Below are 22,573 nucleotides of genomic sequence, written 5' to 3'. Positions count from 1 at the left end.
ACAGAGCCGTTAAGCCCCGTACTGCCGATGGTACTGCTGTCAAAGGTGGGAGAGTAGGTAGGTGCCACCGTTGATCTAACAAAGAGTCGTTAACCATGTGTTGACGACTCTTTTGTTTTAGAGCAAACGGGGGTTTACTACGTAGTAAAATTTAAAAATTCAGTGGATCAAGATTTTTAAAGTGGCCGTTCATGCGGATTCGTTGCTTGGTACGTTCCATATCCGAAACTACAGGCATTACGTTATCAATATGCTGAATTAAAAACAATTGGCGTTCAGCTTCACTACTTACCGTCAATAATTCATACTCCTGCTCGATTGATAAGCCTACTTTATGCGCGACTTTGTAAGAAAGGTTTTCTGTCGATATAGAATAATTATTTTCTAGCTGAAGTAAGTTATAGAGTCTTTTAAGGCGCTCAAGTAACGCAACGGAATGAGCACTGAATCCATCGCCAGATTCTATTAATTCCACATCGCCACCGGCATATAATTTGTCAGTGACAGGGTTTTCAAAATTGATCAGACGAAAAATGGCGATCCCCTTCGTTTTAATATCCATCCGACCATCAGGGTAGCGTTTATGAAGCGTGGTTACGTGCATTTCTGTTCCATAACCAGGCATCTTATTATTGATGAACGTTGGAATTCCGAAGGTTTTTTCTTCTTCTAAACATTCATTGATAAGCTGCCGGTAGCGAGGCTCAAAAATATGCAGGTTTAAATCTTCACCCGGATAGACAATTAAATTGAGCGGAAACAAGGATAATTTTTTCTCCATAGCGCTGATATCTATTTCTACTTAAAAAGTGCATCTGACTCCATAAAACGAACCTTTCTGGATTGTGCTTCAGCGTAAATGGGTTGTCCTAAATGACCCAAACCTGTTACATCAGACATACAATCTGTAACAACAACCGTTTTCGGAACCAGCGCTGGAGCAAAATCTAAGATCTGTTTCAGACTATTCGCTACGCAATGCGATTTTGCTTCACCCATCAGGTAAATCGTATCAAAACGATTTAAATCGTAAATCAGGGACGTATTAAACTGAGTTTCTGGTATGTTATCATCTGGTACCTGCGCCCGAAAAATCCCGAAATGCTCGGATAATGGATACAATCCCTTTTGCACTGCTACGTAATCGATGCTACGTTGCTTTGTCCAATCTTTCAACGCGACTAACAACGTATCATGCAAAGCCGCACCTCTAGAGCCAATCAAACAATGTTCGGGCCAGATGAAATGTGCAAATTGCCCGTCTGCCTCCAGATCAGCTATGTATTTTTTCGCTTTTTCGACTGAAAAACGGGGTATCCACTCACCTGCTTCGACTTCTGCGCTGGTAATCTGTGTAAAGGGATTAGGATGTTCGCCAGATGAATTTTGCCAGAACAACGGGTGGGCGATATCCATTATGTGATGGGTATCTAACGTAGCAACAATGTAGTCGATATCAAAAGCATGTTCCCGAATTAGGGTAGCGATACGTGCTACGTCCTGATCGGCCCCCGGCACAAACAAGGTTCCTTCGGGATGACAGAAATCGAATTGTGCATCGATAATTAAAAAAGCATTTTTCATGAATAGAACCTACGTAGCATTTTACTACCTGGGAAAGGCAAATAAACGAACTTGACGCGAAAAAAGAACCCCTGTAAATAAAGTGCGCGCCCAGTACCTTTGTTTTTTGTTACATTGACACTATGAATTATAGTGAGCTAACACTGCGATTATCGCCCGATTATACGGAAATCCTAATGGCCGAACTAGCTGAGATTGGCTTTGACTCATTTGTCGAGACGGACGAAGGGCTTACGGCCTATATTCCTGAATCAGATTTCGATGAAACAGCTCTGCAAGAGTTAATTGCTAAATACAGCGATCAGACGGCAATAGCTTATGAGGTCATTTCGTTAGAAAAGCGTAACTGGAACGCCGAGTGGGAGCGTGAATATGAGCCGATTGAAGTGGCGGGCCAGGTCCAGGTCCGGGCGTCCTTCCATGCGTTGGACGCCCGGTTTCGTTACGATATCATCATTAATCCGAAGATGTCGTTTGGAACGGGACACCACGAAACCACGGCCATGATGCTCGAACAACAGCTTGGCCTCAATTTTGCCGGAAAAAAAGTACTTGATGTTGGCAGTGGCACCGGAATTCTGGCGATTCTGGCAGCGAAAATGGGAGCACAGGACGTACTGGCTTTCGACATTGAAGAGTGGGCCGTGGAAAATGCCCGCGAAAACGCTGAGCTAAATGATTGCCCACAGATTACGGTTTTTCAGGGCACGATTGACGATATAAACCCACCAACCCATTTACTGGACTCGACGCCCACGACGTTTGATATAGTACTCGCTAATATCAACCGGAATGTGCTGCTACGTGAAATCCCGATTTATACGGATTTGCTGGCACCTGAGGGTTATCTGATCGTGAGTGGCTTTTATGAGCACGACGCGCCAGATATTGAGCAAAAAGCTACTGAAAGCGGTCTTAATATGACTAGGAAAATGTCAAATCGAGAGTGGACATCGCTGGCATTTCAGAAACTATAATTGAGCAGCAACGGCTGTTACGTTAACATTTTCACAACAGATACGTAATGAATCGCATTTACACCATTGTCTTCATTAGTTTACTCGGACTTACTGCTACGTTCGGACAGGCTGTTCGCATCTCCGATAAGCCAGACCAATTCATGACCGATGTTCAGAAATTAATGGCATCGGGTGGAGTGGGCGCTGCGCGTGCGGGCACAAATTTGCAGTCATTGTGGTCGGAGAATAAGCTGTCGGCTGCCCAACAGGAACGGGTGATGGCGTTGAGCCGTAAAATGAATCAGAAACGGTGGCAGCCAGCTACGCAATTTGCTCCGCTCTACGAATCGATTTATCAGGCATTAAATTCTCAGCAATCACCCGCTTCACCAACCAGTGTCGATGAAATTTTGACGATTGCTGAAAAGTTATTCGACGCAAATGATCCCAAAACATTCTCGAAAAGTCTTGAAACGATACGTCTGTTTCTGGAACGTCGGGAATTATATGCGAGCAAGCATAACAAGTTGCTGGCGCATGGCGGTACGTATCAATTCCGTTACGTTGAAGGAGGACAACCGGTGAGCAAACCCGGTCAACCGCAAACTACCGCTGATTCACTGGCTTCGGTAAAAGCATCGGCCGACCGCTCTCGTTTCGATGGTTGGGATACGCCCGCAACGACCGATTCAACTCAGCCTCGTCAATATGGACCTCAATACATTCCGCAAAGGCGGCCAATTCCTTCGGTTTTTGGCCCTGTCATTACGTTAAAGGACGTATCACTGGCCATCGTTGCCAATGGCGATTCGGCTGTTTTGTCAAATACATCGGGCGACGTAATGCTGAAAGATGCGATTCTGGTAGGTCAGGGCGGCAAATTCACCTGGGCTACGGCTGGCCGTCCTGATATTTTTGTTACGTTGAGCGAATACGCGCTTACAACGATGAATCCGCGTTTACAGGCTGACGACGTAACACTTACTTATGAAAGCCGCCCTGGAACTCCTACGAAACCAACAAAAGGCGTTTTCGAATACGTCAGCAAGAAAAAAGGTGGCCCTGTTACGTATCCACGATTCATGTCCTGGCAAAACGACGTTAAACTGCCTGATTTAGGGGCTGATATTGATTACCGTGGAGGTTTGGCTTTGTCAGGAACGCAAATGGTGGGCGCATCGGCAAGTGGTCAGTCAGCGCAGATTACTGTCAAACACAATGGCAAACCAGCGTTTAAAGTCAGCAGCCGACGTTTTGATTTTAGTAACGATGCTACGTCTGCTTCACTCGATTCAACGCAGGCGGGACTGGCGCAATCTGGATTCAATACGACCGAGCCTGTAAAGCCAGCGGGAGGCCGCGCTACGTCAGCTAGTCCGATGATTTCGGCGAATTCGGCCGCTTTTGTTGGGTATGTCGATACCGATTCGGTAAGCCATCCATCCGTAAAATTTCGTTATGATAAGAGCCAGAAAATTGCCTGGCTCGACCGCGAACAACGTACCGATTACGCGCGTGTGCCCTACGCTGATTCGTACCACAAATTTTACATCATGCCCGAAGTGGTACGTTGGGATTTGCCACGTCGGAAAGTTGATTTCTACCAGGTGGGTGCCAAACGCGAAGTGCCCGTTCGCTTTGAATCATACGATTATTTTCAGCCGCAACGCTATGCTGATTTAACACTTGATTACGGCTTCCACCCGCTGCAAATCGTTGCAAACTACGTATCGACCAAAAAGCAGCAAACGTTTCTGGACGAAGATATTGTCCAGTTTGCCAGCCCCAACAAAGTTAATCCGGTGGCCCTACGTGGAGCGCTCAGTCGGATGGTGTTAGAGGGTTACATGACCCGCGACCCTAATACGCAAGTTATGCGGCTAACTCGTAAAGGCATTCTCTACGTATTGGCTTACGCTGATAAGAGTGATTACGACAATTTTCAGGTGCAATCGCTATTTGCGTCAAACGACAGCATCAAAAATGCCAGCATTAATCTGGACGATAAAATGCTGACTATTCGGGGCGTTGAGCGGTTCACGATTTCCGATTCGTTAAAAATCTTTGGCTTTCCTTCCGACAAAGTGTTACGTGTGGGCAAAGGCCGCGATTTCACCCTAAATGGCCAATTGAAAGCCGGAACGCTACGTTACGCTGGTCGCGATCTCAAGTTCAATTACGACAAGTTCGCGATGAGTCTGAATAAGATCGACTCTATTACGTTCTCGTCGCAAAAACTGGCGGCTCAGGGAAAAGATGGTGAAATCGGGGGCGACATTAAGTACGAAAATCCGGGGATGGTTTATCTAGCTGGTGCAGATAATAAGTCAGGACGTGTCGCCGGAAAGAAAACAACTCAGCGGCTGGTAATGCCTGAAGGTATGACGGTTTATTTCAATCAGCCGGTCCGTGGCGATATCAAGTACAATGAGAAAGTTTACTTCAAGATTCCGGCGATTGACAACGACAGCCTCGGTAAAGGCGACATCTCATTCATGGGTACGTTCTTTTCTGACGGTATTTTTCCGCCGTTTAAGGCCGAATTGAAAACCATGCCCGATAATACGTTGGGATTCGTCCATAAAGCACCAGCGACGGGTTATCCCGTTTATAGTGGGAAAAAAGGCGGTGGCTCATCCAACGTGAAATTTACGGGTGAATTGACGATGGACAAAGGCGGCTTAAAAGCCGACGGTATCCTGAACCATCTGACTGCCAGCCTGAATACAAAAGAAATGCTGTTCATGACCGACTCGTTACTGGCATCGGGCGAGAAAGGTGAAATTAAAGAAGGATTGACGGGTAAACCGGGTGCCTCGCAAGTATATTTTCCGGCAGTTCAGCTGAACAATTATGCGTTGAAATGGTGGCCGAAATCCGACAGCATGGTCATTTCGACACAGAAGAATAACTTCAATTTTTATAACGCTACCACTAACCTCGAAGGCGGTCTGGTGCTACGTTCGTCGGGCCTGTTTGGGAATGGAACGCTACGTCGGAAAGATTCGGAGGCCATTTCCAGCAACATTAAGTTCAACAAAGATGGATTTATTGCCAGCAAGGCGCAGTTTAAGGTTATTTCTGATAAACAGGACGCCCGGCCTATCTTGCTTGGTAATGATGTGAATGTTGATTTCAATCAGGTTAAGGGTATTGTCGGACTGGCGATCAACAAAAAGGAAAGTTTGGATGATACGGTCAGTTCGAGCATGGAATTCCCGTTTGCGGCTTATAAAACCAGTATCAACCGCGCCCAGTGGAATCTGAACGCTAAAACGATTGCCATGAAAGGCGACGTGAAAACATCGACGTTTACGGCAACGGCACTGGAGCAGGAAGGCCTGACGTTTAACGGTGGTGCTGCTCTTTACGACGTAGAGAAAATGATTCTCAACATTAGTGGCGTTCCCTACGTTACGTCGGCCGATGCGCGGATTTATCCCGATAAAGGCGTGGTGACCATTAAACGTAACGGCGAAATGCTGGCCCTGAAAAATGCCCGTCTGGAACTGGATACGATCAGCTTGTTTCACCGATTGAAAAACGGAAACATTCAGGTGTTGTCACGTACCCGATTTACGGGTGATGCTACGTATCAATTTGCTACCGCAAAAGGAGACACGGCCAGCATCAAAATGGGTAGTTTCGAGCTGAAAGAAGCCCCTGCTTCGGCCTCGCCGGCGCTGACTGCCGACACCAAAAAACCAGCCAAGGGTAAACGTGGTGCTACGTCAGCCGCTACGGCCACGTATTTTACCGTAGCACGGGCTGAAGTCGATGAAGCAGATAACCTGCAACTGGCTCCCAAAATGCTCTACAAGGGCTCTATTTCGATGCAGGCGCCACAACCCGATTTAGCGCTGGATGGATTTATTAAACCCGCTCTGAAGAAACGTAAAGATTTGGTTGGGGGTTGGATTCCGTTTAAGGAAAAAGTTGAGGAACGACTTGAAATCAAAGTCGATAAGAATCTCAAAAATGAAGGTGGCCAGCAATTGGTAGCTGGTATTCATTTACGGTCTGATGGCTCGGGACTTTACCCAACGTTCCTGTCACCTAAAGAGGATTCGCGGGATCAGGATTTGTTTTCGGCAACGGGCGTTATGCGTTATGATGAAAAAGACAAAGTATATCGGATCGCTTCGAAAGCCAGCGACCTTACCACTGCTGCGACCGCTTCGACTGATAGCACAGCAAAAGTCGATAGCAGCGATGCCGACGCCGATGTTGAAAATGCCTTTACGTTCAACGATGCTCGTGGCCTGATGACGTTTAAAGGCAAAATGAATCTACTACACGCGGGTGCGAACGAATACCTGATGTCAGCGGGCTCAGCGCGGGTAAACATCGACAGTGCCCAATATCGATTCAATACATTGCTGGCTTTTGCCTTCCCCGTGCCTGACCAGATTTCTGGCCTCATCTCTGATAAAATCGTTAAAACGAATCTTGAGGAGAAAAATGATGAAGCCGCCGACGATGACTTGAATCGCCTTTCGGACAAACTGGTACCGCTGATTGGGCAACAGGCGGTAGATGCGTACCGAACGAAAGCGCAAAATTCGCACGTGGCACTTAATCTGGCTTCGCCGAAACTGAACGCGATGCTGGTGCTGGCAAATGCCAATCTGCGCTGGTCGCCCAAATACAACGCATTCTACAGCACAGGACAACTGGGCGTGTCGAACATGATGGCAACCGATATCAACGCACAGATGGACGGTTTTGTCGAAATTCGGAAAACTGTGAACGGCGATGAGGCTAGTATTTACCTCGAATCGTCACCTGATGTCTGGGTTTTCTACGATTACAAGCCAGGTAATACACCGACTGCTCTTGGTCAGTTAGCCATCATTACGTCGGAGCAGGAAATCAATGATAGATTGCTGGCCAGTTCAAAGAATTCTGGCAAAGCAACACTGGAAGTTTTTGCGGCTACCATCGACGAAAAAACGCTGTTTGTTGACCGCTATCTCGACCAGTATAAAACGAAGGCTAAACCAGTTCCCAAGCCCAAACCGCAGCCGGGTCAGAAGATTGTGAAGGAAGAGAAAAAGAAAGACGAGAAGAAAAAAGACAAGGAAGCCGAGAAAGAAGGGTTTTAATGACGTTTTTTGTTGTCCGGTGAATGTGTTGTTAGGATTCATCGGACAACAACGTAACACAGTATGAAAGCCTTCTGGCGTGAATTGCGCGACCACCTCCGCACTGATTTTCAACTCGACCTTTACGTAGCAACAGCGCTTTGGGCTGCCCTTCTGCTCGTTTTCAACTACACCGTCGATCTCGAAGATTCGTACATCGATATATACCAGGGAAAACCGCTTTGGGGCGTTCTATATTTCGGCTTGTATGCCACCGCCTACTACGTTAGCATTGCCATCTGGACTTACTTCAAGCGTCGTTCCGACATCTGGCGCAGCCGTGAATTCTGGCAACGTAGCGGTATCGCACTGATTTGCTACTCAACCTACGCCGGTTTCTACGCCGATAGTGACTGGGCTCGGCAGCTATTCGATGGGCAAATTTTTGTATTTGCTTATTACTGCCTGCACAATCTCCAATCCATCCTGACCATTGTATTGCCGTTGTATCTGTTTTATAGATTAATAGACCGGCAACGTAGTAACTTTTACGGGATGGCTCCTAAACGGAAAGGATTGACGCTTTACGTTACGTTACTGACTTTGATGATTCCGCTCATTACGTTAGCGTCGTTTCAGCCGGATTTTCTGCAATCGTATCCAACGTATCGCGCAACCAACGCTAACGAATTTTTTGGTGTGCCGGAATGGGTTACTGTGCTGATATATGAACTCTGTTATGGCTGGGATTTCGTTCCGACTGAGCTGCTTTTTCGGGGATTTCTAGTGATTGGTATGAGTCGCGTACTAGGGCCAGGTGCTGTGTTGCCAATGGTGGTCTGGTACTGTTCCATCCATTTTGGCCGACCGCTTGGCGAGGCAGTTTCATCTATTTTTGGCGGTTATCTACTGGGCGTACTAGCGCTGACGACACGTAGCATCTGGGGTGGATTGCTTATTCACATTGGTATCGCCTGGGGAATGGAAATAGCCGCCTTTCTGCAAAAATGATACGCTGCGAACGTAGTGCTACGTTCTAATTTTTTGTCCTGCTGACGAAGGAAGCAGGACAAAATCACTGCCTAATTTATCACTATGAACCATCACAAACACCCAGAACCACCTATTCCACCAGGAAAAAAATTCGATGCCATCGTCGTTGGTTCGGGTATTAGCGGAGGGTGGTCGGCCAAAGAACTGAGCGAGAAAGGATTGAACGTATTGCTTCTGGAACGGGGCCGCATGATTGAGCACGTAACGGATTATCATACAGCTACCAAAGCGCCCTGGGAGTTTCCGCATCATAACCAGCAAATGCCGCTCGAGCTGCTCAAAAAATACCCAGTTCAGAATCGCACGGGTTTTTCTATTACGGAGGCTACACATCATCATTTTGTGAATGATCTGGAGAACCCATACGTAGAAGAAAAGCCTTTCGACTGGATTCGCGGCTATCATGTGGGTGGAAAATCATTGATGTGGGGGCGTTACTCATTTCGTTTTTCTGACCTTGATTTTGAAGCAAATGCCAAAGAGGGTATCGGAACTGATTGGCCGATACGTTACAAAGACCTCGCTCCCTGGTATGATTACGTTGAAAGATTTGCGGGGATCGCTGGCGACCGCGATCGATTGCCGCATTTGCCTGATGGGCAGTTTCAGCCCGCTCTTCCAGACAATTGTGTAGAAAAGCATTTTCGTAAAAGCGTCAATACGTTGTTTCCTGATCGAAAAGTGATTTCGGCGCGGGCGGCTCATTTAACGGCTCCTACGCAGCAGCAAATAAATTTGGGACGAGCTAAGTGTCAGTTTCGAAACCTGTGCATGCGGGGTTGCCCTTACGGCGCGTATTTCAGTACGCAGTCTGCTACGTTGCCGGCCGCCCGACGTACCAAACGGCTGACGGTACGTCCGCATTCGATTGTCAATTCGATTATTTACGATGAGCAGAAAGGACGCGCTACAGGCGTTCGGGTTATTGACGAACAAACACACCAATGGCACGAGTTTCGGGCAAATATCATCTTTCTGAACGCGTCGGCGCTGGGTTCTACGTATATTCTGATGAACTCAAAATCAGGTCGTTTCCCGAATGGAATGGACGATAGTGGGCAACTGGGTCGCAACCTCATGGACCACCATTTTCACGTGGGTGCTACGGCTGAGTATGAGCATGATCTCGACAACTATTACTACGGTCGGCATCCGGCCGGGCTATACGTTCCACGCTTTCGGAACCTGCCGGGTCAGCCTAAACAGGATTTTAAACGCGGTTATGGTTTTGAAGTATACACCAATCGCGAGAATTGGGAGCATGCATTCGGAGAAGAAGGTTTCGGTGCGGATTTTAAGGAGAAAGCAACCCAATTCGGTAAGTGGAAAATTACACTGGACGCGTTTGGCGAGTGTATGCCTTATGAAGATAACCGGGTTTATCTGACCGACGAATTGACCGATAAATGGGGCCAACCGGTGCTAAAAATGGACGTTCATTATCGGGAAAACGAAGCCCTGATGCGGAAGGACGCCCACGACCAGGCCGTTCAGATGCTCGAAAAAGCGGGTTTCTCGGACATTGAGGGTTTCGATGCACAGGCACATCCGGGTCTGAGTATTCACGAAATGGGTACGGCGCGCATGGGCACAAGTCCGAAAAATTCGGTTTTCAACAAGTTCAATCAGCATCAGGTCGTAAAAAACGTGTTCTGCACAGATGGCGCCTGCATGACTTCATCGCCCTGCCAGAATCCATCGCTAACGTATATGGCTTTATCAGCGCGAGCAGCTGATTTTGCTATGAAGGCGCTCAAACGGGGCGATATTTAATTGATATAACAGTAAGAGTTTTAAGAAGCTATCTTTTGGATTTACGCTTAACGTAGTAGTATGAGAAAGTTGAATGTCAGTCGGGTTTTCTTAGTCATCAGTTTTGTAACGGGGGTTTCTGCTACGTTGCTGGGGCAGCCCAATCATTCGGCATCTGGTTTACGTCAGGGCGCTTATTTTACGGAAAAAAAAGGATACAAATCACTCAAAGCGTTTGCGAAGACGTATCAGGATAAAGCTTCCTGGGAAACTCGGGCTGCGCTAATTCGGCAGGGCATTCGCGACGGCATGACACTTCCTGAAAAACCGGATTTTGCCCCACTTGAACCAATCCGACACAGTGTTCGCGAATTAAACGGATATACAGTTGAGAACGTAGCGTTTGAGAGTTTACCTGGCATTTACGTAACAGGCAATCTGTATAAGCCGCTTAACGTAACCTCAAAATCTCCGGGAATTCTTTGTCCGCACGGCCATATGGCTTCTCTGGATGCTCGCTTGAAAGAGTACACTCAACAACGTTGTGCTACGTTGGCCCGTATGGGCGCAGTTGTATTTACATACGATATGCTCGATTACGGCGACTCGAAACAGTGCAGCCATAAACTGCCATCGGCGCTGAAACTGCAAACACTGAATAGCCTTCGCGCGCTGGATTTTCTGACTAGTTTGGCCGAAGTTGATACGTCCCGAATCGGTATGACGGGTGAATCGGGTGGCGGTACGCAGACGTTTCTCCTGACCGCTCTTGATCCACGGATTAAAGTTTCTGTTCCGGTTGTTATGGTTTCCTCCTACTTTTTTGGTGGATGCACCTGCGAAAGTGGAATGCCCATTCACCAACGAGCAACGCACCAGACCAGCAACGTTGAGATTGCCGCGTTAGCCGCTCCCCGCCCTATGCTGCTGGTTTCGGATGGGAAGGACTGGACAAAGCACACGCCCGATGTTGAGTTTCCTTACATACAGAATATTTACAACTACTACGGTGCTAAAGACCAGCTTGAAAACGTCCATCTACCCGACGAAGGCCACGATTATGGCCCAAGTAAACGGATAGCTGCTTATGCCTTTTTAGCTAATAAACTGAATCTGGACATAAACAAAGTGCTCAAAAATGATCAAATCGATGAAACACCGAATAAAATCCTTGAGCCAGCTATGTTACAGGTCTTCAGTGCTGAACACCCGCGTCCCGCAAAAGCTGTTATGGGCGACGGAGCCGTCATGCTACTGCTTAAATAGATAAAACGTTTAAACCTGAACTCTCAACTTTACCTTATGCACAATTTCAATATTAACCGACGACGTTTCTTACAAGGTACCACGGCTTCATTAGCGCTTTCTACGTTTGGGGCTAGAGGTATGGATCTTATCAATCCGCCGAAAGCCTATCGAGTAGCCCTGATTGGTACAGGCTGGTATGGCAAAAGCGATTTATTCCGCCTGATTCAGGTAGCTCCCGTTGAGGTTATAGCCCTTTGCGACGTAGATAAGCGTATGATGGAGGCCGCTGCTAAACTCGTGAGTCAACGCCAGAAGTCAGGAAAGACGCCCAAACTATACGGCGATTATCAGAAAATGCTCGCTGAAAATGAGCTGGATATTGTGCTCATCGGCACTCCCGACCACTGGCACGCGCTGCAAATGATTGATGCGGTAAAGGCTGGTGCAAACGTCTACGTCCAGAAACCGATCAGCGTCGACGTAATGGAAGGTGAAGCGATGGTAGCCGCTGCCCGGAAATACAACAAAGTCGTGCAGGTAGGAACGCAGCGTAAAAGCACTCCCCACCTAATTGATGTAAAAAAGAACGTAGTAGATGCAGGGCTTCTGGGTAAAGTCTCACACGTAGAGATGTGCTGTTATCTGCACATGCGAAACAACGGCAATCCACCCGTGCAAGCTGTTCCTGACTTCCTGGATTATAATATGTGGACTGGTCCCGCTCCGCTACGTCCCTATGACGGTTTGCCGCACGTTCGCTGGTGGCGTACATTCAAAGAGTATGGAAACGGCATTACAGGCGATATGTGCGTACACATGCTCGATACGGTTCGCTGGATGTTAAATCTCGGCTGGCCGAAGCGCATTACGTCGGAAGGTGGTATTTATGTCCAGAAGAACGGTAAATCGAACATTTCGGATACGCAATCGGCCGTATTTGAATTTGACGAACTAAATGCGGTCTGGACACACCGCACCTGGGGTACGCCTAACAACCCGGATTATCCCTGGTCATTCACGCTCTATGGCGAAAAAGGTACGTTGTGGGGTAGCACAATGCAGGCCGATTTCATCCCAGATGGCAAAGACGGCAAGAAAATGCACTTTGATGTTCTTTACGAAAAGGAAAAATATCCTGAGGACGTAACTGAGCCTACCGAGCCAAAAATTGAGCTGAATGCGGCCCCAGCAACCCGTCTGCACATGCTCAATTTCCTCGACGCCATCGAAAAAAGCGGACGTCCTATAGCCGACATTGAACAGGGACATATTTCGACGGCTAGTTGCATTCTGGCCAATATGTCGATGGAAACGGGCCGCCCAATGGTTTACGATCCGAAGAAACGGGAGATTGTTGGCGATAAAGAAGCCACAAAACTGCTCACCCGCGCCTACCGCGATCCCTGGAAACACCCGGACCCAAACAAAGTGTAGTAACGCGGCTGGAAAGCCGCAGTCTTAAGCTCAAAACTGCGGCTTTCCAGCCGCGTTACGTCGTGATGCCGCTCAATGGATTCCAGCAATGGTTTTCGTTGAGCGGCTTTATTTTGTATGGTATTTTCTATAAAGTGGTAAGATAGTTTTATACATAAATATAATAATCGTAAAAAAAACTGTTAAAAGAACGGTGCTTTTTATAACATCTACGTCAAAGGATGCAAAAGCCCCACGACAGTTTGACGACCAGACGCGGGGCTTTAAAAAGTCTAATGTTGCACCATTAAACAATTCAAAATTATGACAATTAATTTTAACAAGTTCAAATTAATTGTCGTTTCTATACTAACGCTTGTATCTATCTGCTGGTTTAGCAGTTGTCGCAAAGAAGAGAAGGTTATTACGGAAGAACAGACTGTAACAATAGGTGGAAAAAAAGTAGATAAAATTCTCATAGGCCCTGATACACCAAATCAGGAAATTACCCTTACTCAGGAGTTAACCTTGGACAATGGTCTAATACTTCCTATTGGGACTGTCATTAGCAGAATTGAGAATGACCCTTCTAGTTTAAGGTATAGACTACCTGAGAGTTACCTTGTTACCGGAGTCTCGGCAGGCGGAAGACAATTAGCCAGCTCAGCAGGAACAATTACCTGCTCATGTACGCAAGGAAATGGCTGTACTCCTTTTGTTGCTATGTCAGGGAAAAACTTGGTTGAAGGATGTGCATTAGGTAAGTACTGTTCGTCCTGTAAAACTACTCGTAGTGCAAGACAGGGTATTATCATTGAAGGTAAAGATGAAACTTGGGTTGAAGCATCCGGCTTAGATATCATCAATATAAAAGAAGGCATTCATTTCGTAATTGATAGAAAGGAACTCGACTCATTAAAATGTCCATTTTCTTTTATTATTGGAGCTGGGGAAATTCAGAAAGAAGTGTTTGATTTCATGGATGGATTTCAGAAAGACAAACTGGAGCAGGTAAGGAGCGCCAAAACGATTGCAGACATTCCTGTCGAGTATTCCCTAATTCACGTAAGTGTTTATGGTAGAGTGTTCCTGATGCCCGTACAGCGGTCTTTGGCTGAAAATTCTACAAATCCTCTTCTTAATGAACTTATATTAACCGGGCCTAATGCGAACCCGAGAATGGCCACTGCGAGTTGTAGATGTACCTCAGGCTCAAAAGGGTGCAAACTGGTGGAGAGAAATGCATTAATCGGGAAAGCAATATATTGTGAAGCTGGTGAGTGTGTTACTTGTCAGTTGAAATATTAAGTTTTGCTACTATGGTGGAAATTTCCCACCATAGTAGCAAAAATACTGTTTTCATTCGCCCTACATCCTGAAGCCGTTCAACGGAAACCAGCGCTGGTTTCCGTTGAACGGCTTCAGGATGTAGCCACTATATGAAACAATAACCAAGTGAAAAATTTTCAATTCATCGACGGAGTTATAAACTTCGTTAACAGCGCTAACGACCAGAGTAGCGAAGTGCAAGTAACCTCTATCGATAGTTGGGAGAATTGGATTTCGCGATTCAAAGCGACAAACGAAATTAAGGAACTTGACTTACGAGTCTATGATATTCCTCTTGAGAAATTTACTTTCTTTCGCTCACAGGATAATAATGTTATAGCCATACATCTTTTTATTAAGCCCACTGCCAATTTAGTTGCCCTTGTGGAAGCTGATCTAGGAAATTATGATATGACTGCTAACTGGGGAACGGAAGAAAGTAATGATTTTAAAATTATTAGCTGGAATTATAAACGTTTCATTGTTGACTTGCGCAAAAATGTTAATGAGCTTGATCATAATCTTATGTCTTTACCGACCCATGATGTTATTACGATTAGCAATGATGTTTATAGAAAGTTAAAATAATTGCTTTTCCAGCCGCGTTACGTCTTGATGCCGCTCAATGGAAGCCAGTGATGGTTTCCGTTGAGCGGCATTGTTTTGTGAGGCAATGGCCAACCGTTCCGTAAAAAAGCATGAACAAAATCTCAAGTTCGATTCTTTAAAAAGTAAGTGTGTCTGATAGGTCATATTTTTGACCTATTTCCCGCAACTCAACGGAAAACGTTATGGATACTATACATGTACTGGCAGAAGGATTGAAGTTCCCAGAGGGACCAACATTCGACGCATCAGGGAATCTATGGTGCGTAGAGCAGGAAGGAGAAGGATTATTTTGTCGGATGGCCGACGGAACAATCAAACGAATTCACACGGGCGGACGTCCAAACGGAGCAGTTTACTATCAGGAACACATCTGGTTTTGTGATTCAGGCAACAATAACATCCGGCGTCTAAATCCGACTACAGAAGAAATTGAAATCATCATTAGCCACGTTAGCGGCCAACCCCTCAATAAACCGAACGACCTACTTTTCGATGCGCAAAATAATCTAATCGTTACGTGTCCAGGCTCCCCGGACGATGGACTGCAGGGATACGTAGTAGTTTATTCCCCAGACGCTTCGATTAACATCATTGCAGATGGATTATCGTATCCAAACGGTCTCGCTTTGCTACGCGATAGTCAAACGCTTTTGATCGCTGAAACGCACGAGCAACGTATCTGGGGTGGTTTCTGGGATGCCGAAGGTCTGAGCTGGGAAACCATCAGAGTTTGGACAGACGTAATAGAAGCGCCCGATAAAGCCACAACCCCCGGCCCCGATGGTATGACTCTGGGAAACGACGGAAACCTGTACGTTGCTGTATATGGTGCAGGAATCATCCGGGTTTTTTCGAACGAAGGCAGTTTTATTCGCGATATAAAATTGCCCGGTCAAAACCCCTCAAACTGCACATTCGATCCTTCTGGTAAGCTTGGGCTGATCGTAACAGAGACGGAGCGCGGGGAGTTGCTGAGTGTTACTTTTTGAGTTCTTTTTTGTCATGCTGAGGCACGAAGCATCTTAAAGATTCATTACTCTCAAGTTTGGATACTTTAAGATGTTTCGTGCCTCAGCATGACAAAAATGCTGTTAAAGTAGCATTTGCTACGTTAGTTCATTACGCTTCTGGTAGTTCAGCAATGACCGTCACGCCACCTCGTGTTACGTCGCCAATATTCACGTTGATTTTGGCGTCCAGGGGAAGAAATACGTCGACGCGGGAGCCAAATTTGATGAAACCAAACTCTTCGCCCTGATTGACGGGCTGGCCTTCCTTAACGTACCAGATGATACGTCGGGCAACAGCACCGGCAATCTGACGTAGCAACACCTCTACCCCATTTTTGGTCTGAATAACAACCGTAGTACGTTCGTTTTCGGTACTTGACTTTGGATGCCAGGCAACCAGATATTTACCCGGAAAATACTTGAAATACCGAACAATGCCCGAAATCGGATTCCGGTTGACGTGTACGTTCAGGGGCGACATAAAAATAGAAACCTGCCGACGCCGATCTTTAAAATATTCGTGCTCGGTCGTTTCTTCAATAACCACAACCTTACCGTCGGCTGGCGCGATTACCTGTAGCTCTCCCTGCGTTAACTGGCGGGTCGGTACGCGGAAAAACTGTACAACCAGCCCAAAAAGAATCAGGCTTACGACAAGCAATAGGCCGATGGCAACTGGATTGTCGGAGAATAAATAAAAGTAAGCCAGCAAGTTAAGGGCCAGCAGAACTAGCCCCGTTGTCAGCATGATGGTATTCCCTTCGCGGTGAAAGCGCATAAGTTGATGTATGATATATGAAGTATGATGTATTCTAGATGCATCAAGGATGAACAAAATTATACCTCATACACCATACATCATACACACAGTCTAATATCCTCCCCGGAATTTATAGGTACTGGCAACTTTATCGATAGCTACGATGTAAGCCGCCAGACGCATTGGTACCTGATAACGCTGTGAGGTTTCGAACACACGGTCGAACGCGTCTTTCATCACACGGTCGGCCCGGCGGTTGATACGGTCAAGCGTCCATTTGTAGCCGATGCGGTTTTGGACCCACTCAAAATATGATACGGTTACACCACCTGCGTTAGCCAGAATATCGGGGACTACCAGAATTCCTTTGCTATTGATGATTTCGTCGGCGCTGGCAGAAGTTGGTCCGTTGGCACCTTCTACAATCATTTTGGCCTGGATAGAACCCGCGTTATCGTCGGTTATTACGTCTTCCTTGGCAGCGGGTACAAGTACGTCTACAGCCAACGAAAGCAGTTCTTCGTTCGAGATTTTTTCGGCTCCGTCAAAACCTTCCAAAGTACCTTTGTTGCCATTACGGTAATTAACCGCAGCGGTAATGTCGATACCTTTTTTGTTGTAGTACCCGCCTGAAATATCGCTGACGGCAACAACCGTAACACCCCGCTCGTGCAATAGTTCGGCTGCGAATGAGCCTACGTTTCCGAAGCCCTGAACAGCAGCCGTTGCACGATAGGGATTCATGCGAAGTTTGTCCATAGCTGCCAGCGCAGCTACCGTAACGCCCCGCCCAGTGGCTTCAGTACGCCCTAATGAACCACCCAGTACAAGCGGTTTTCCGGTTACTACGTTGTTCACGGTCATCCCTTTCGCCTTCGAGTATTCATCTACAATCCAAGCCATTTCACGTGGGCCGGTTCCCATGTCGGGGGCCGGAATATCACGATCTGGGCCAATTACGTCGAGCATGGCTACCGTGTATTGCCGGATGAGTCGTTCGATTTCACCAGCTGACATTTCGCGCGGGTTACAGGCAATTCCTCCTTTAGCACCACCGTATGGAATGTCGACAACAGCGCATTTCCAGGTCATCCAGGCCGCCAGAGCACGTACCTCGTCGAGGTGAACGGCCGGGTCGAGCCGGATACCACCTTTCGCTGGACCAAGAATATTGGAGTGAATAACCCGATACCCTTCAAACACCTTAATGGCACCGTTATCCATGGTAACGGGCAATCCGACAATGACCTGACGGGCAGGTACTTTGAGAATGTCGTACATCTCATCAGAGATGCCAACCAGTTTAGCAGCCGCGTCAAAACGCGACATCATTGATTCGAGCGGATTCTCTTTATCTTTTATCGGAGCAGGCTCAATATATCCCATGATTTTACCGTGTACTTCTTTATAAAAACAATTTTACTGACAAAGTGTGCTGCAAACTTAATAAATCATAGAAGATATTGCGAAAGGTATATTTTTTCTAAGATTAATATAATATTAATAATCCGTATAATCATCTATAATAATTACTACGTACCGAAGAGTTTTTGTTGATAAGAACCCATTACCAAAGATTCATTGGTAAAATGATAAAACGCCAGATAGTCAAAATTTCAGAAAATCACATTTATATTTTAATCAGGGGTTGAATTACCGCTTTTAAAGCATTAATTTTGTGCCCAAAATAAAGCACCCCATCTTAACATAGTACTAGCTATGGTTCAGGAAGAAAAAAAGCGCTATTCAGAAGAGGATTTGAAAGAGTTTGAGGAACTGATTAGTAAGAAACTCGACGACACACGTAGCGAGTTAAACTATATCAAAGAATCGCTGAGCAAGCGCAACGACAGTGGTACCGATAATACGTCGGGTAACTCCAAATTACTTGAGGATGGAGCCGACACCAGCGAACGCGAAAACCTAAGTCAATTAGCAGCCCGTTTGCAAAAATTCATTCAACAGTTGGATGCGGCTATGGTACGTATCAAAAACGGTACCTACGGCGTCTGCAAAGATACCGGCAAGCTGATCCCAAAAGAACGTCTGCGGGCTGTGCCTCACACCCAGCAGACCATTGAAGCAAAATTGCGGCAGTCGCGCTAAGTAAGGCTGTTGACGTAAAGTTAAATTCCGATACAAAGTTTACTGAATGGATAAACTCTTTACCGGATAGTTATTCGCGTGAGTACCAAATACTACGTTTGATAACACGCATCAAACAAACGTAACGCTGTGGCTTTGCTAAACCAGTAAAAACACTATGTTGCTTCGGCTTTACTTAAACAGCTCCGCTTCCTGACGGAGCTGTTTTATTTTAGCCTGTTTTTAAAACAAATCAGGCGTTTTTTGGTAGATAACGTAGCGTGAAAACTAAAGATTAAAACTATGCTGGAACGTTTGGAAGAAATTCGGGAAAATATATTCCGTTATCTGGAAGCCCGGATTGAATTATTTACGCTGGAAAGCCGGGGAAAAATTGAGGAAGGTGTTGTTATTGGAATCCACGGAATTGTGCTGGCTTTGCTGGCTACCATGACAACGTTATTTATATTTATCTTGCTTGCCGCTTATATTAACGAGGTTACCGAAAGCCGTTACCTAGGTTTTTTGATTATGACCGGTTTTTTTCTTTTGTTAACGATAATCTGGATAGCTGCAAAAGGCTTTTTTAAAGATAAGATTCGTGTAATGGCTTATAGTGCGATCAAGAAAAGTCAGGAGAAGAAAATTCATGAAAAGTCGGAAGCCGTTGAGGAATTGATGGCGCAAACCCGCTCGTCGATGAGTAATGCTGGTCGAGACGTTTCATAAATTTGCCAAACCGAGTTAAAACCTGTTAGTATCTTATATTGACGATTTATTTACCCACTTTTTAGCCTGATAAAAAATGGAAGATCCCAAAGTACCATTTGCTGATACAACCGCTCGGCGCGCCCAATTAATGGCTGCTACAGAGCGATTTAAGACAACAATTAGTGACAGTGTCGATAACTTGAAAGACGATGCCGTCGATGTCGGGAAAACAGCTGCATTTGTAGCGGGTGCTGCTTTAGCCGTATATTTGGTAGTTAATGCCATTCTGCCAAAGTCTGATGAGTATCGGTATGCCGAAAAATACGGCGAGCCAGACGACTGGAATGAGATATACGATGAAGAAACGTCTTCGTATCAAGAACCAGTCTCTTTGAAGGATCATTCAGAAAAGATACAGAAGGAAACAGCAAAAACGTCGGCAGCCGCGGGTTTAATTAGTGGTATCCTTACATCGGTTCTCACTAATATTGCCCGAGAGCAGCTAACTGGATTTTTAGCCCGCATCCGTACAAATAATGCCATCAATCCAACCGCTGAACCCACAGAATTCCACCAACAAGCTCCAGTCGAGCCTGTTAACTATACTCCGTGATTTCAGACGCACTGGCCGGAAAGCCTTTGCCGTTCTCATCGACCCCGATAAAACCGATGAGAACGGCCTTTTTAGTTTATTAGCACGTATAAATGTGCATCCTGTCGATCTCTTTCTGGTTGGCGGGAGCCTGGTTACCGATTACGTTCACAAAGAGGTAATCGCAACCATTCGGAAACATAGTCAGATACCCATCATTCTGTTTCCGGGTAATCCGCTTCACATTGTGTCGTCGGCCGATGCTATACTGCTCCTGTCGCTTATTTCAGGGCGAAATCCGGAATTTTTAATTGGTCAGCATGTTATTGCCGCCCCACTTCTGAAAAAAAGTGGTCTGGAGATCCTGTCTACAGGATATATGGTTGTGGACAGTGGTACGCAAACCACGGTTTCATACGTTAGTGGTACGATGCCCCTCCCCCACGATAAACCAGCGGTGGCTGCCTGTACAGCCATGGCGGGCGAAATGCTGGGGCTTCAGTTAATGTATCTGGACGCTGGCAGTGGTGCGCGCTGGCCCGTATCGCCGGAGATGATTGCTGCCGTTCGCGCCGTAGTCGACGTACCGTTGATCGTGGGTGGCGGTCTGAATTCTGGAGAACGTGCCTACGAAGCCCTCAAAGCAGGTGCTGATATGATTGTTGTGGGGAACGGTATTGAGCAAAATCCTGACTTACTGCCGCAATTGTCGGCTGTGGTGCAGGAATTTAACCAATCGGTCGTGCAGGCCTGATCTATGAAAAATTGTCTTTCTTCCGGGCTTGTCCTGGTTCTTATTACAGTTGCTACGTCGATTTATGGGCAAGCTGCTTACACTCAAACTGAGAAGCGCCTGGTGTATACGGTTGTGGAGCGACAGCCGGAATTTCCGGGCGGAAGTGTCGCTTTAAGCCGGTATCTGGCAGCTACAATCAAGGTGCCGAATGCACTGGTACGAAAAAACTACAATACAGGACCGGTAGCGGCTAAATTTATAATCGACGAGCTCGGCTATGTCCGTGATGTTCGGGTGACAACAAAGCCGCTCGACAAAAAAGCGAAGAAAGGAATGCAAGCCTTCATGGCAAATATTATTGCCGCCGTCGAACAAATGCCCCGCTGGGAACCCGGCGAAGTTGATGGAAAGCACGTAGCAGTATTTTATACGCTACCGATCGAAGTAAATATGCAGTAACGTAACACGGTCGACCATCCGTATTACGTTAAAAAAGCAGAAACGGGGAAAGAATTTTGATACGTCAAATCCTTTCCCCGTTTCTGCTTTTAGAGATTCTATACGTTCATGAGCGATTCACGACGGCGCATTTTACCGGCCGGAATTCCGAACATCATTTTAAAGCGACGGCAGAAATAGGCCGTATCCTTATAACCCACTTCGGAGCCAATGGCACGAATGCTCTTCTTGCTGGTACGTAGCAAACCAACAGCAGCTTCCATACGCTGATACTCAATGTAATCCTGCGGATTAATACCCGTCAGCATTTTGAAGTACTGTCCTACGTAATCTTCCGATACGTTTGCTACGTTAGCCAGAACCTTATTCGACAGATCTCCGCCCAGATTTTCTTTGATATAAGCGAAAATATCGATTAAGCGCGGGTCTTTAAAATACGTACTGTTGGTGACTAACTGCTCAACAAACAGGTGATTCTTAAGAATGTACCGAACAACCTCGATAACGATCTCTTCGGTTTTGATCTTAATAATCCGGCCTTTGCCTGCCAGATCGGTCATGTCTTCGGCCAGAATCTGGTCGATGGTAGTAGCCAGATGCTCTTCGCGTTTGATGATGAACGGTGGTACGTCGAGCGAATTAAAAAAGTTGACTGAATCGAAAACTTTTGCTTCGAACGATACGTAGCCGAATGAATTAGGCAGGTGCCCAATCAATTTGGGGTCGTGATTCCCCTCCCAATACGATTCACGGTGCGTCATGAACTCTTCGTTCGAGACCGTTTTGGCATTCGAGGGGTCGCCGTAGGTAACTGTTACATGTTTTCCACCCGGAATGAACAACATGTCACCAACGTCAACTTTTATCTTTTCATCACCAATAGATACTTCACCATTAAATAAAATCAGTAACGTATTTTCTACGTCATAGAAGTTCTTTATCGTAATAGGTTGTAGAATCCGAATGTTGCGGGCTTTGATAAATTTCACGCCCAGCGATTCGATTATTTTATTGTAATCTTCCATAGCTGAAAGGTTGTATCGCTAAAATATACGATTTGCACAAAGTTGCACAAAACTAATAATTTGTACAAAACTAATACAAGTATAAAAATTTCCAAAAAATAAAAAAAATAGTGCGTATTCAAGCTGAACGCGCACTATTTATATTGAAAAATTCTATTTTACTA

At 46.1% G+C, this 22,573-nt stretch carries 19 protein-coding genes; 14 read left to right on the top strand and 5 right to left on the bottom strand.

The genetic code is table 11. The features are described from left to right. Window positions 1-151 precede the first annotated feature (151 nt). Together IC229_RS18205 and IC229_RS18200 are read right to left on the bottom strand one after the other, a co-directional pair. Complete coding sequence (locus tag IC229_RS18205) at window positions 152-781, bottom strand: LON peptidase substrate-binding domain-containing protein (RefSeq protein WP_190888434.1); 630 nt, start codon at window positions 779-781, stop codon at window positions 152-154. 17 nt (window positions 782-798) lie between these two features. Then, window positions 799-1,584, bottom strand: coding sequence for a cysteine hydrolase family protein (locus tag IC229_RS18200; RefSeq protein WP_190888433.1), 786 nt, complete (start codon window positions 1,582-1,584; stop codon window positions 799-801). A 122-nt stretch (window positions 1,585-1,706) separates the two neighbouring features. Between IC229_RS18200 and prmA the strand changes: the two genes are divergently transcribed. The 9 genes from prmA (at window position 1,707) to IC229_RS18155 (ending at window position 16,020) form a co-directional block, all read left to right on the top strand. After that, a complete protein-coding gene (gene prmA / locus IC229_RS18195; protein ID WP_190888432.1) occupies window positions 1,707-2,561 on the top strand; it encodes a 50S ribosomal protein L11 methyltransferase in 855 nt (284 codons plus the stop codon). A 47-nt stretch (window positions 2,562-2,608) separates the two neighbouring features. After that, window positions 2,609-7,648: a hypothetical protein gene (locus tag IC229_RS18190; protein WP_190888431.1), complete on the top strand. Its 5,040-nt coding sequence runs from the start codon at window positions 2,609-2,611 to the stop codon at window positions 7,646-7,648. Window positions 7,649-7,711: 63 nt separating this feature from the next. After that, window positions 7,712-8,638, top strand: coding sequence for a CPBP family intramembrane glutamic endopeptidase (locus tag IC229_RS18185; protein WP_190888430.1), 927 nt, complete (start codon window positions 7,712-7,714; stop codon window positions 8,636-8,638). Window positions 8,639-8,722: 84 nt separating this feature from the next. Then, the gene (locus IC229_RS18180; protein WP_190888429.1) at window positions 8,723-10,453 is read left to right on the top strand and encodes a GMC oxidoreductase; all 1,731 of its coding nucleotides are present in this window, start codon (window positions 8,723-8,725) and stop codon (window positions 10,451-10,453) included. 60 nt (window positions 10,454-10,513) lie between these two features. Further along, on the top strand, window positions 10,514-11,698 hold the full coding sequence (locus tag IC229_RS18175; RefSeq protein ID WP_190888428.1) for an alpha/beta hydrolase: 1,185 nt from the start codon (window positions 10,514-10,516) through the stop codon (window positions 11,696-11,698). Window positions 11,699-11,734: 36 nt separating this feature from the next. Then, a complete protein-coding gene (locus IC229_RS18170) occupies window positions 11,735-13,114 on the top strand; it encodes a Gfo/Idh/MocA family protein (RefSeq protein WP_190888427.1) in 1,380 nt (459 codons plus the stop codon). A 303-nt stretch (window positions 13,115-13,417) separates the two neighbouring features. Continuing rightward, complete coding sequence (locus tag IC229_RS18165; protein ID WP_190888426.1) at window positions 13,418-14,401, top strand: hypothetical protein; 984 nt, start codon at window positions 13,418-13,420, stop codon at window positions 14,399-14,401. Between the two features lie 147 nt (window positions 14,402-14,548). Then, window positions 14,549-15,010: a hypothetical protein gene (locus tag IC229_RS18160; protein ID WP_190888425.1), complete on the top strand. Its 462-nt coding sequence runs from the start codon at window positions 14,549-14,551 to the stop codon at window positions 15,008-15,010. Window positions 15,011-15,213: 203 nt separating this feature from the next. Then, entirely contained in the window at window positions 15,214-16,020 is an 807-nt protein-coding gene (locus IC229_RS18155; RefSeq protein WP_190888424.1) for an SMP-30/gluconolactonase/LRE family protein, read from the top strand. A gap of 130 nt (window positions 16,021-16,150) precedes the next feature. Here the strand turns inward: IC229_RS18155 and IC229_RS18150 are convergent, their stop codons facing one another. Next, window positions 16,151-16,819, bottom strand: coding sequence for a phosphatidylserine decarboxylase family protein (locus IC229_RS18150; protein WP_190888423.1), 669 nt, complete (start codon window positions 16,817-16,819; stop codon window positions 16,151-16,153). Window positions 16,820-16,912: 93 nt separating this feature from the next. After that, entirely contained in the window at window positions 16,913-18,187 is a 1,275-nt protein-coding gene (locus IC229_RS18145) for a Glu/Leu/Phe/Val family dehydrogenase (protein ID WP_190888422.1), read from the bottom strand. 333 nt (window positions 18,188-18,520) lie between these two features. Here IC229_RS18145 and IC229_RS18140 point away from each other — a divergent pair, with 333 nt between their 5' ends. From IC229_RS18140 to IC229_RS18120, 5 genes are all read left to right on the top strand, one after another. Continuing rightward, complete coding sequence (locus IC229_RS18140) at window positions 18,521-18,907, top strand: TraR/DksA family transcriptional regulator (RefSeq protein WP_190888421.1); 387 nt, start codon at window positions 18,521-18,523, stop codon at window positions 18,905-18,907. 282 nt (window positions 18,908-19,189) lie between these two features. Further along, a complete protein-coding gene (locus IC229_RS18135) occupies window positions 19,190-19,615 on the top strand; it encodes a phage holin family protein (RefSeq protein WP_190888420.1) in 426 nt (141 codons plus the stop codon). Window positions 19,616-19,691: 76 nt separating this feature from the next. Next, window positions 19,692-20,210 carry a hypothetical protein gene (locus IC229_RS18130; protein ID WP_190888419.1) on the top strand — a complete coding sequence of 173 codons (519 nt, stop codon included), beginning with the start codon at window positions 19,692-19,694 and terminating at the stop codon, window positions 20,208-20,210. Next, window positions 20,134-20,943, top strand: coding sequence for a geranylgeranylglyceryl/heptaprenylglyceryl phosphate synthase (locus IC229_RS18125; RefSeq protein ID WP_190888418.1), 810 nt, complete (start codon window positions 20,134-20,136; stop codon window positions 20,941-20,943). Before IC229_RS18130 ends, IC229_RS18125 begins: the two co-directional genes overlap by 77 nt. A 3-nt stretch (window positions 20,944-20,946) precedes the next feature. Then, window positions 20,947-21,384: an energy transducer TonB gene (locus IC229_RS18120; protein ID WP_190888417.1), complete on the top strand. Its 438-nt coding sequence runs from the start codon at window positions 20,947-20,949 to the stop codon at window positions 21,382-21,384. 98 nt (window positions 21,385-21,482) lie between these two features. On the opposite strand, the gene IC229_RS18115 is transcribed toward IC229_RS18120, so the two are convergent. After that, complete coding sequence (locus tag IC229_RS18115; RefSeq protein WP_190888416.1) at window positions 21,483-22,409, bottom strand: AraC family transcriptional regulator; 927 nt, start codon at window positions 22,407-22,409, stop codon at window positions 21,483-21,485. Window positions 22,410-22,573: the final 164 nt, after the last annotated feature.

Origin of the sequence: Spirosoma profusum, from assembly GCF_014699005.1 — a bacterium.
Lineage (GTDB): Bacteria > Bacteroidota > Bacteroidia > Cytophagales > Spirosomataceae > Spirosoma > Spirosoma profusum.
The sequence above is the reverse complement of the archived record's forward strand: the minus strand, read 5'-3'. Positions and strand labels throughout refer to the sequence as shown.

Excerpts from the sequence above, each read along its gene's own strand:
- IC229_RS18205 (WP_190888434.1), bottom strand. The coding sequence starts at position 781 with ATGGAGAAAAAATTATCCTTGTTTCCGCTCAATTTAATTGTCTATCCG.
- IC229_RS18200 (WP_190888433.1), bottom strand. The coding sequence starts at position 1,584 with ATGAAAAATGCTTTTTTAATTATCGATGCACAATTCGATTTCTGTCAT.
- prmA (WP_190888432.1), top strand. The coding sequence starts at position 1,707 with ATGAATTATAGTGAGCTAACACTGCGATTATCGCCCGATTATACGGAA.
- IC229_RS18190 (WP_190888431.1), top strand. The coding sequence starts at position 2,609 with ATGAATCGCATTTACACCATTGTCTTCATTAGTTTACTCGGACTTACT.
- IC229_RS18185 (WP_190888430.1), top strand. The coding sequence starts at position 7,712 with ATGAAAGCCTTCTGGCGTGAATTGCGCGACCACCTCCGCACTGATTTT.
- IC229_RS18180 (WP_190888429.1), top strand. The coding sequence starts at position 8,723 with ATGAACCATCACAAACACCCAGAACCACCTATTCCACCAGGAAAAAAA.
- IC229_RS18175 (WP_190888428.1), top strand. The coding sequence starts at position 10,514 with ATGAGAAAGTTGAATGTCAGTCGGGTTTTCTTAGTCATCAGTTTTGTA.
- IC229_RS18170 (WP_190888427.1), top strand. The coding sequence starts at position 11,735 with ATGCACAATTTCAATATTAACCGACGACGTTTCTTACAAGGTACCACG.
- IC229_RS18165 (WP_190888426.1), top strand. The coding sequence starts at position 13,418 with ATGACAATTAATTTTAACAAGTTCAAATTAATTGTCGTTTCTATACTA.
- IC229_RS18155 (WP_190888424.1), top strand. The coding sequence starts at position 15,214 with ATGGATACTATACATGTACTGGCAGAAGGATTGAAGTTCCCAGAGGGA.
- IC229_RS18150 (WP_190888423.1), bottom strand. The coding sequence starts at position 16,819 with ATGCGCTTTCACCGCGAAGGGAATACCATCATGCTGACAACGGGGCTA.
- IC229_RS18145 (WP_190888422.1), bottom strand. The coding sequence starts at position 18,187 with ATGGGATATATTGAGCCTGCTCCGATAAAAGATAAAGAGAATCCGCTC.
- IC229_RS18140 (WP_190888421.1), top strand. The coding sequence starts at position 18,521 with ATGGTTCAGGAAGAAAAAAAGCGCTATTCAGAAGAGGATTTGAAAGAG.
- IC229_RS18135 (WP_190888420.1), top strand. The coding sequence starts at position 19,190 with ATGCTGGAACGTTTGGAAGAAATTCGGGAAAATATATTCCGTTATCTG.
- IC229_RS18130 (WP_190888419.1), top strand. The coding sequence starts at position 19,692 with ATGGAAGATCCCAAAGTACCATTTGCTGATACAACCGCTCGGCGCGCC.
- IC229_RS18125 (WP_190888418.1), top strand. The coding sequence starts at position 20,134 with ATGCCATCAATCCAACCGCTGAACCCACAGAATTCCACCAACAAGCTC.
- IC229_RS18120 (WP_190888417.1), top strand. The coding sequence starts at position 20,947 with ATGAAAAATTGTCTTTCTTCCGGGCTTGTCCTGGTTCTTATTACAGTT.
- IC229_RS18115 (WP_190888416.1), bottom strand. The coding sequence starts at position 22,409 with ATGGAAGATTACAATAAAATAATCGAATCGCTGGGCGTGAAATTTATC.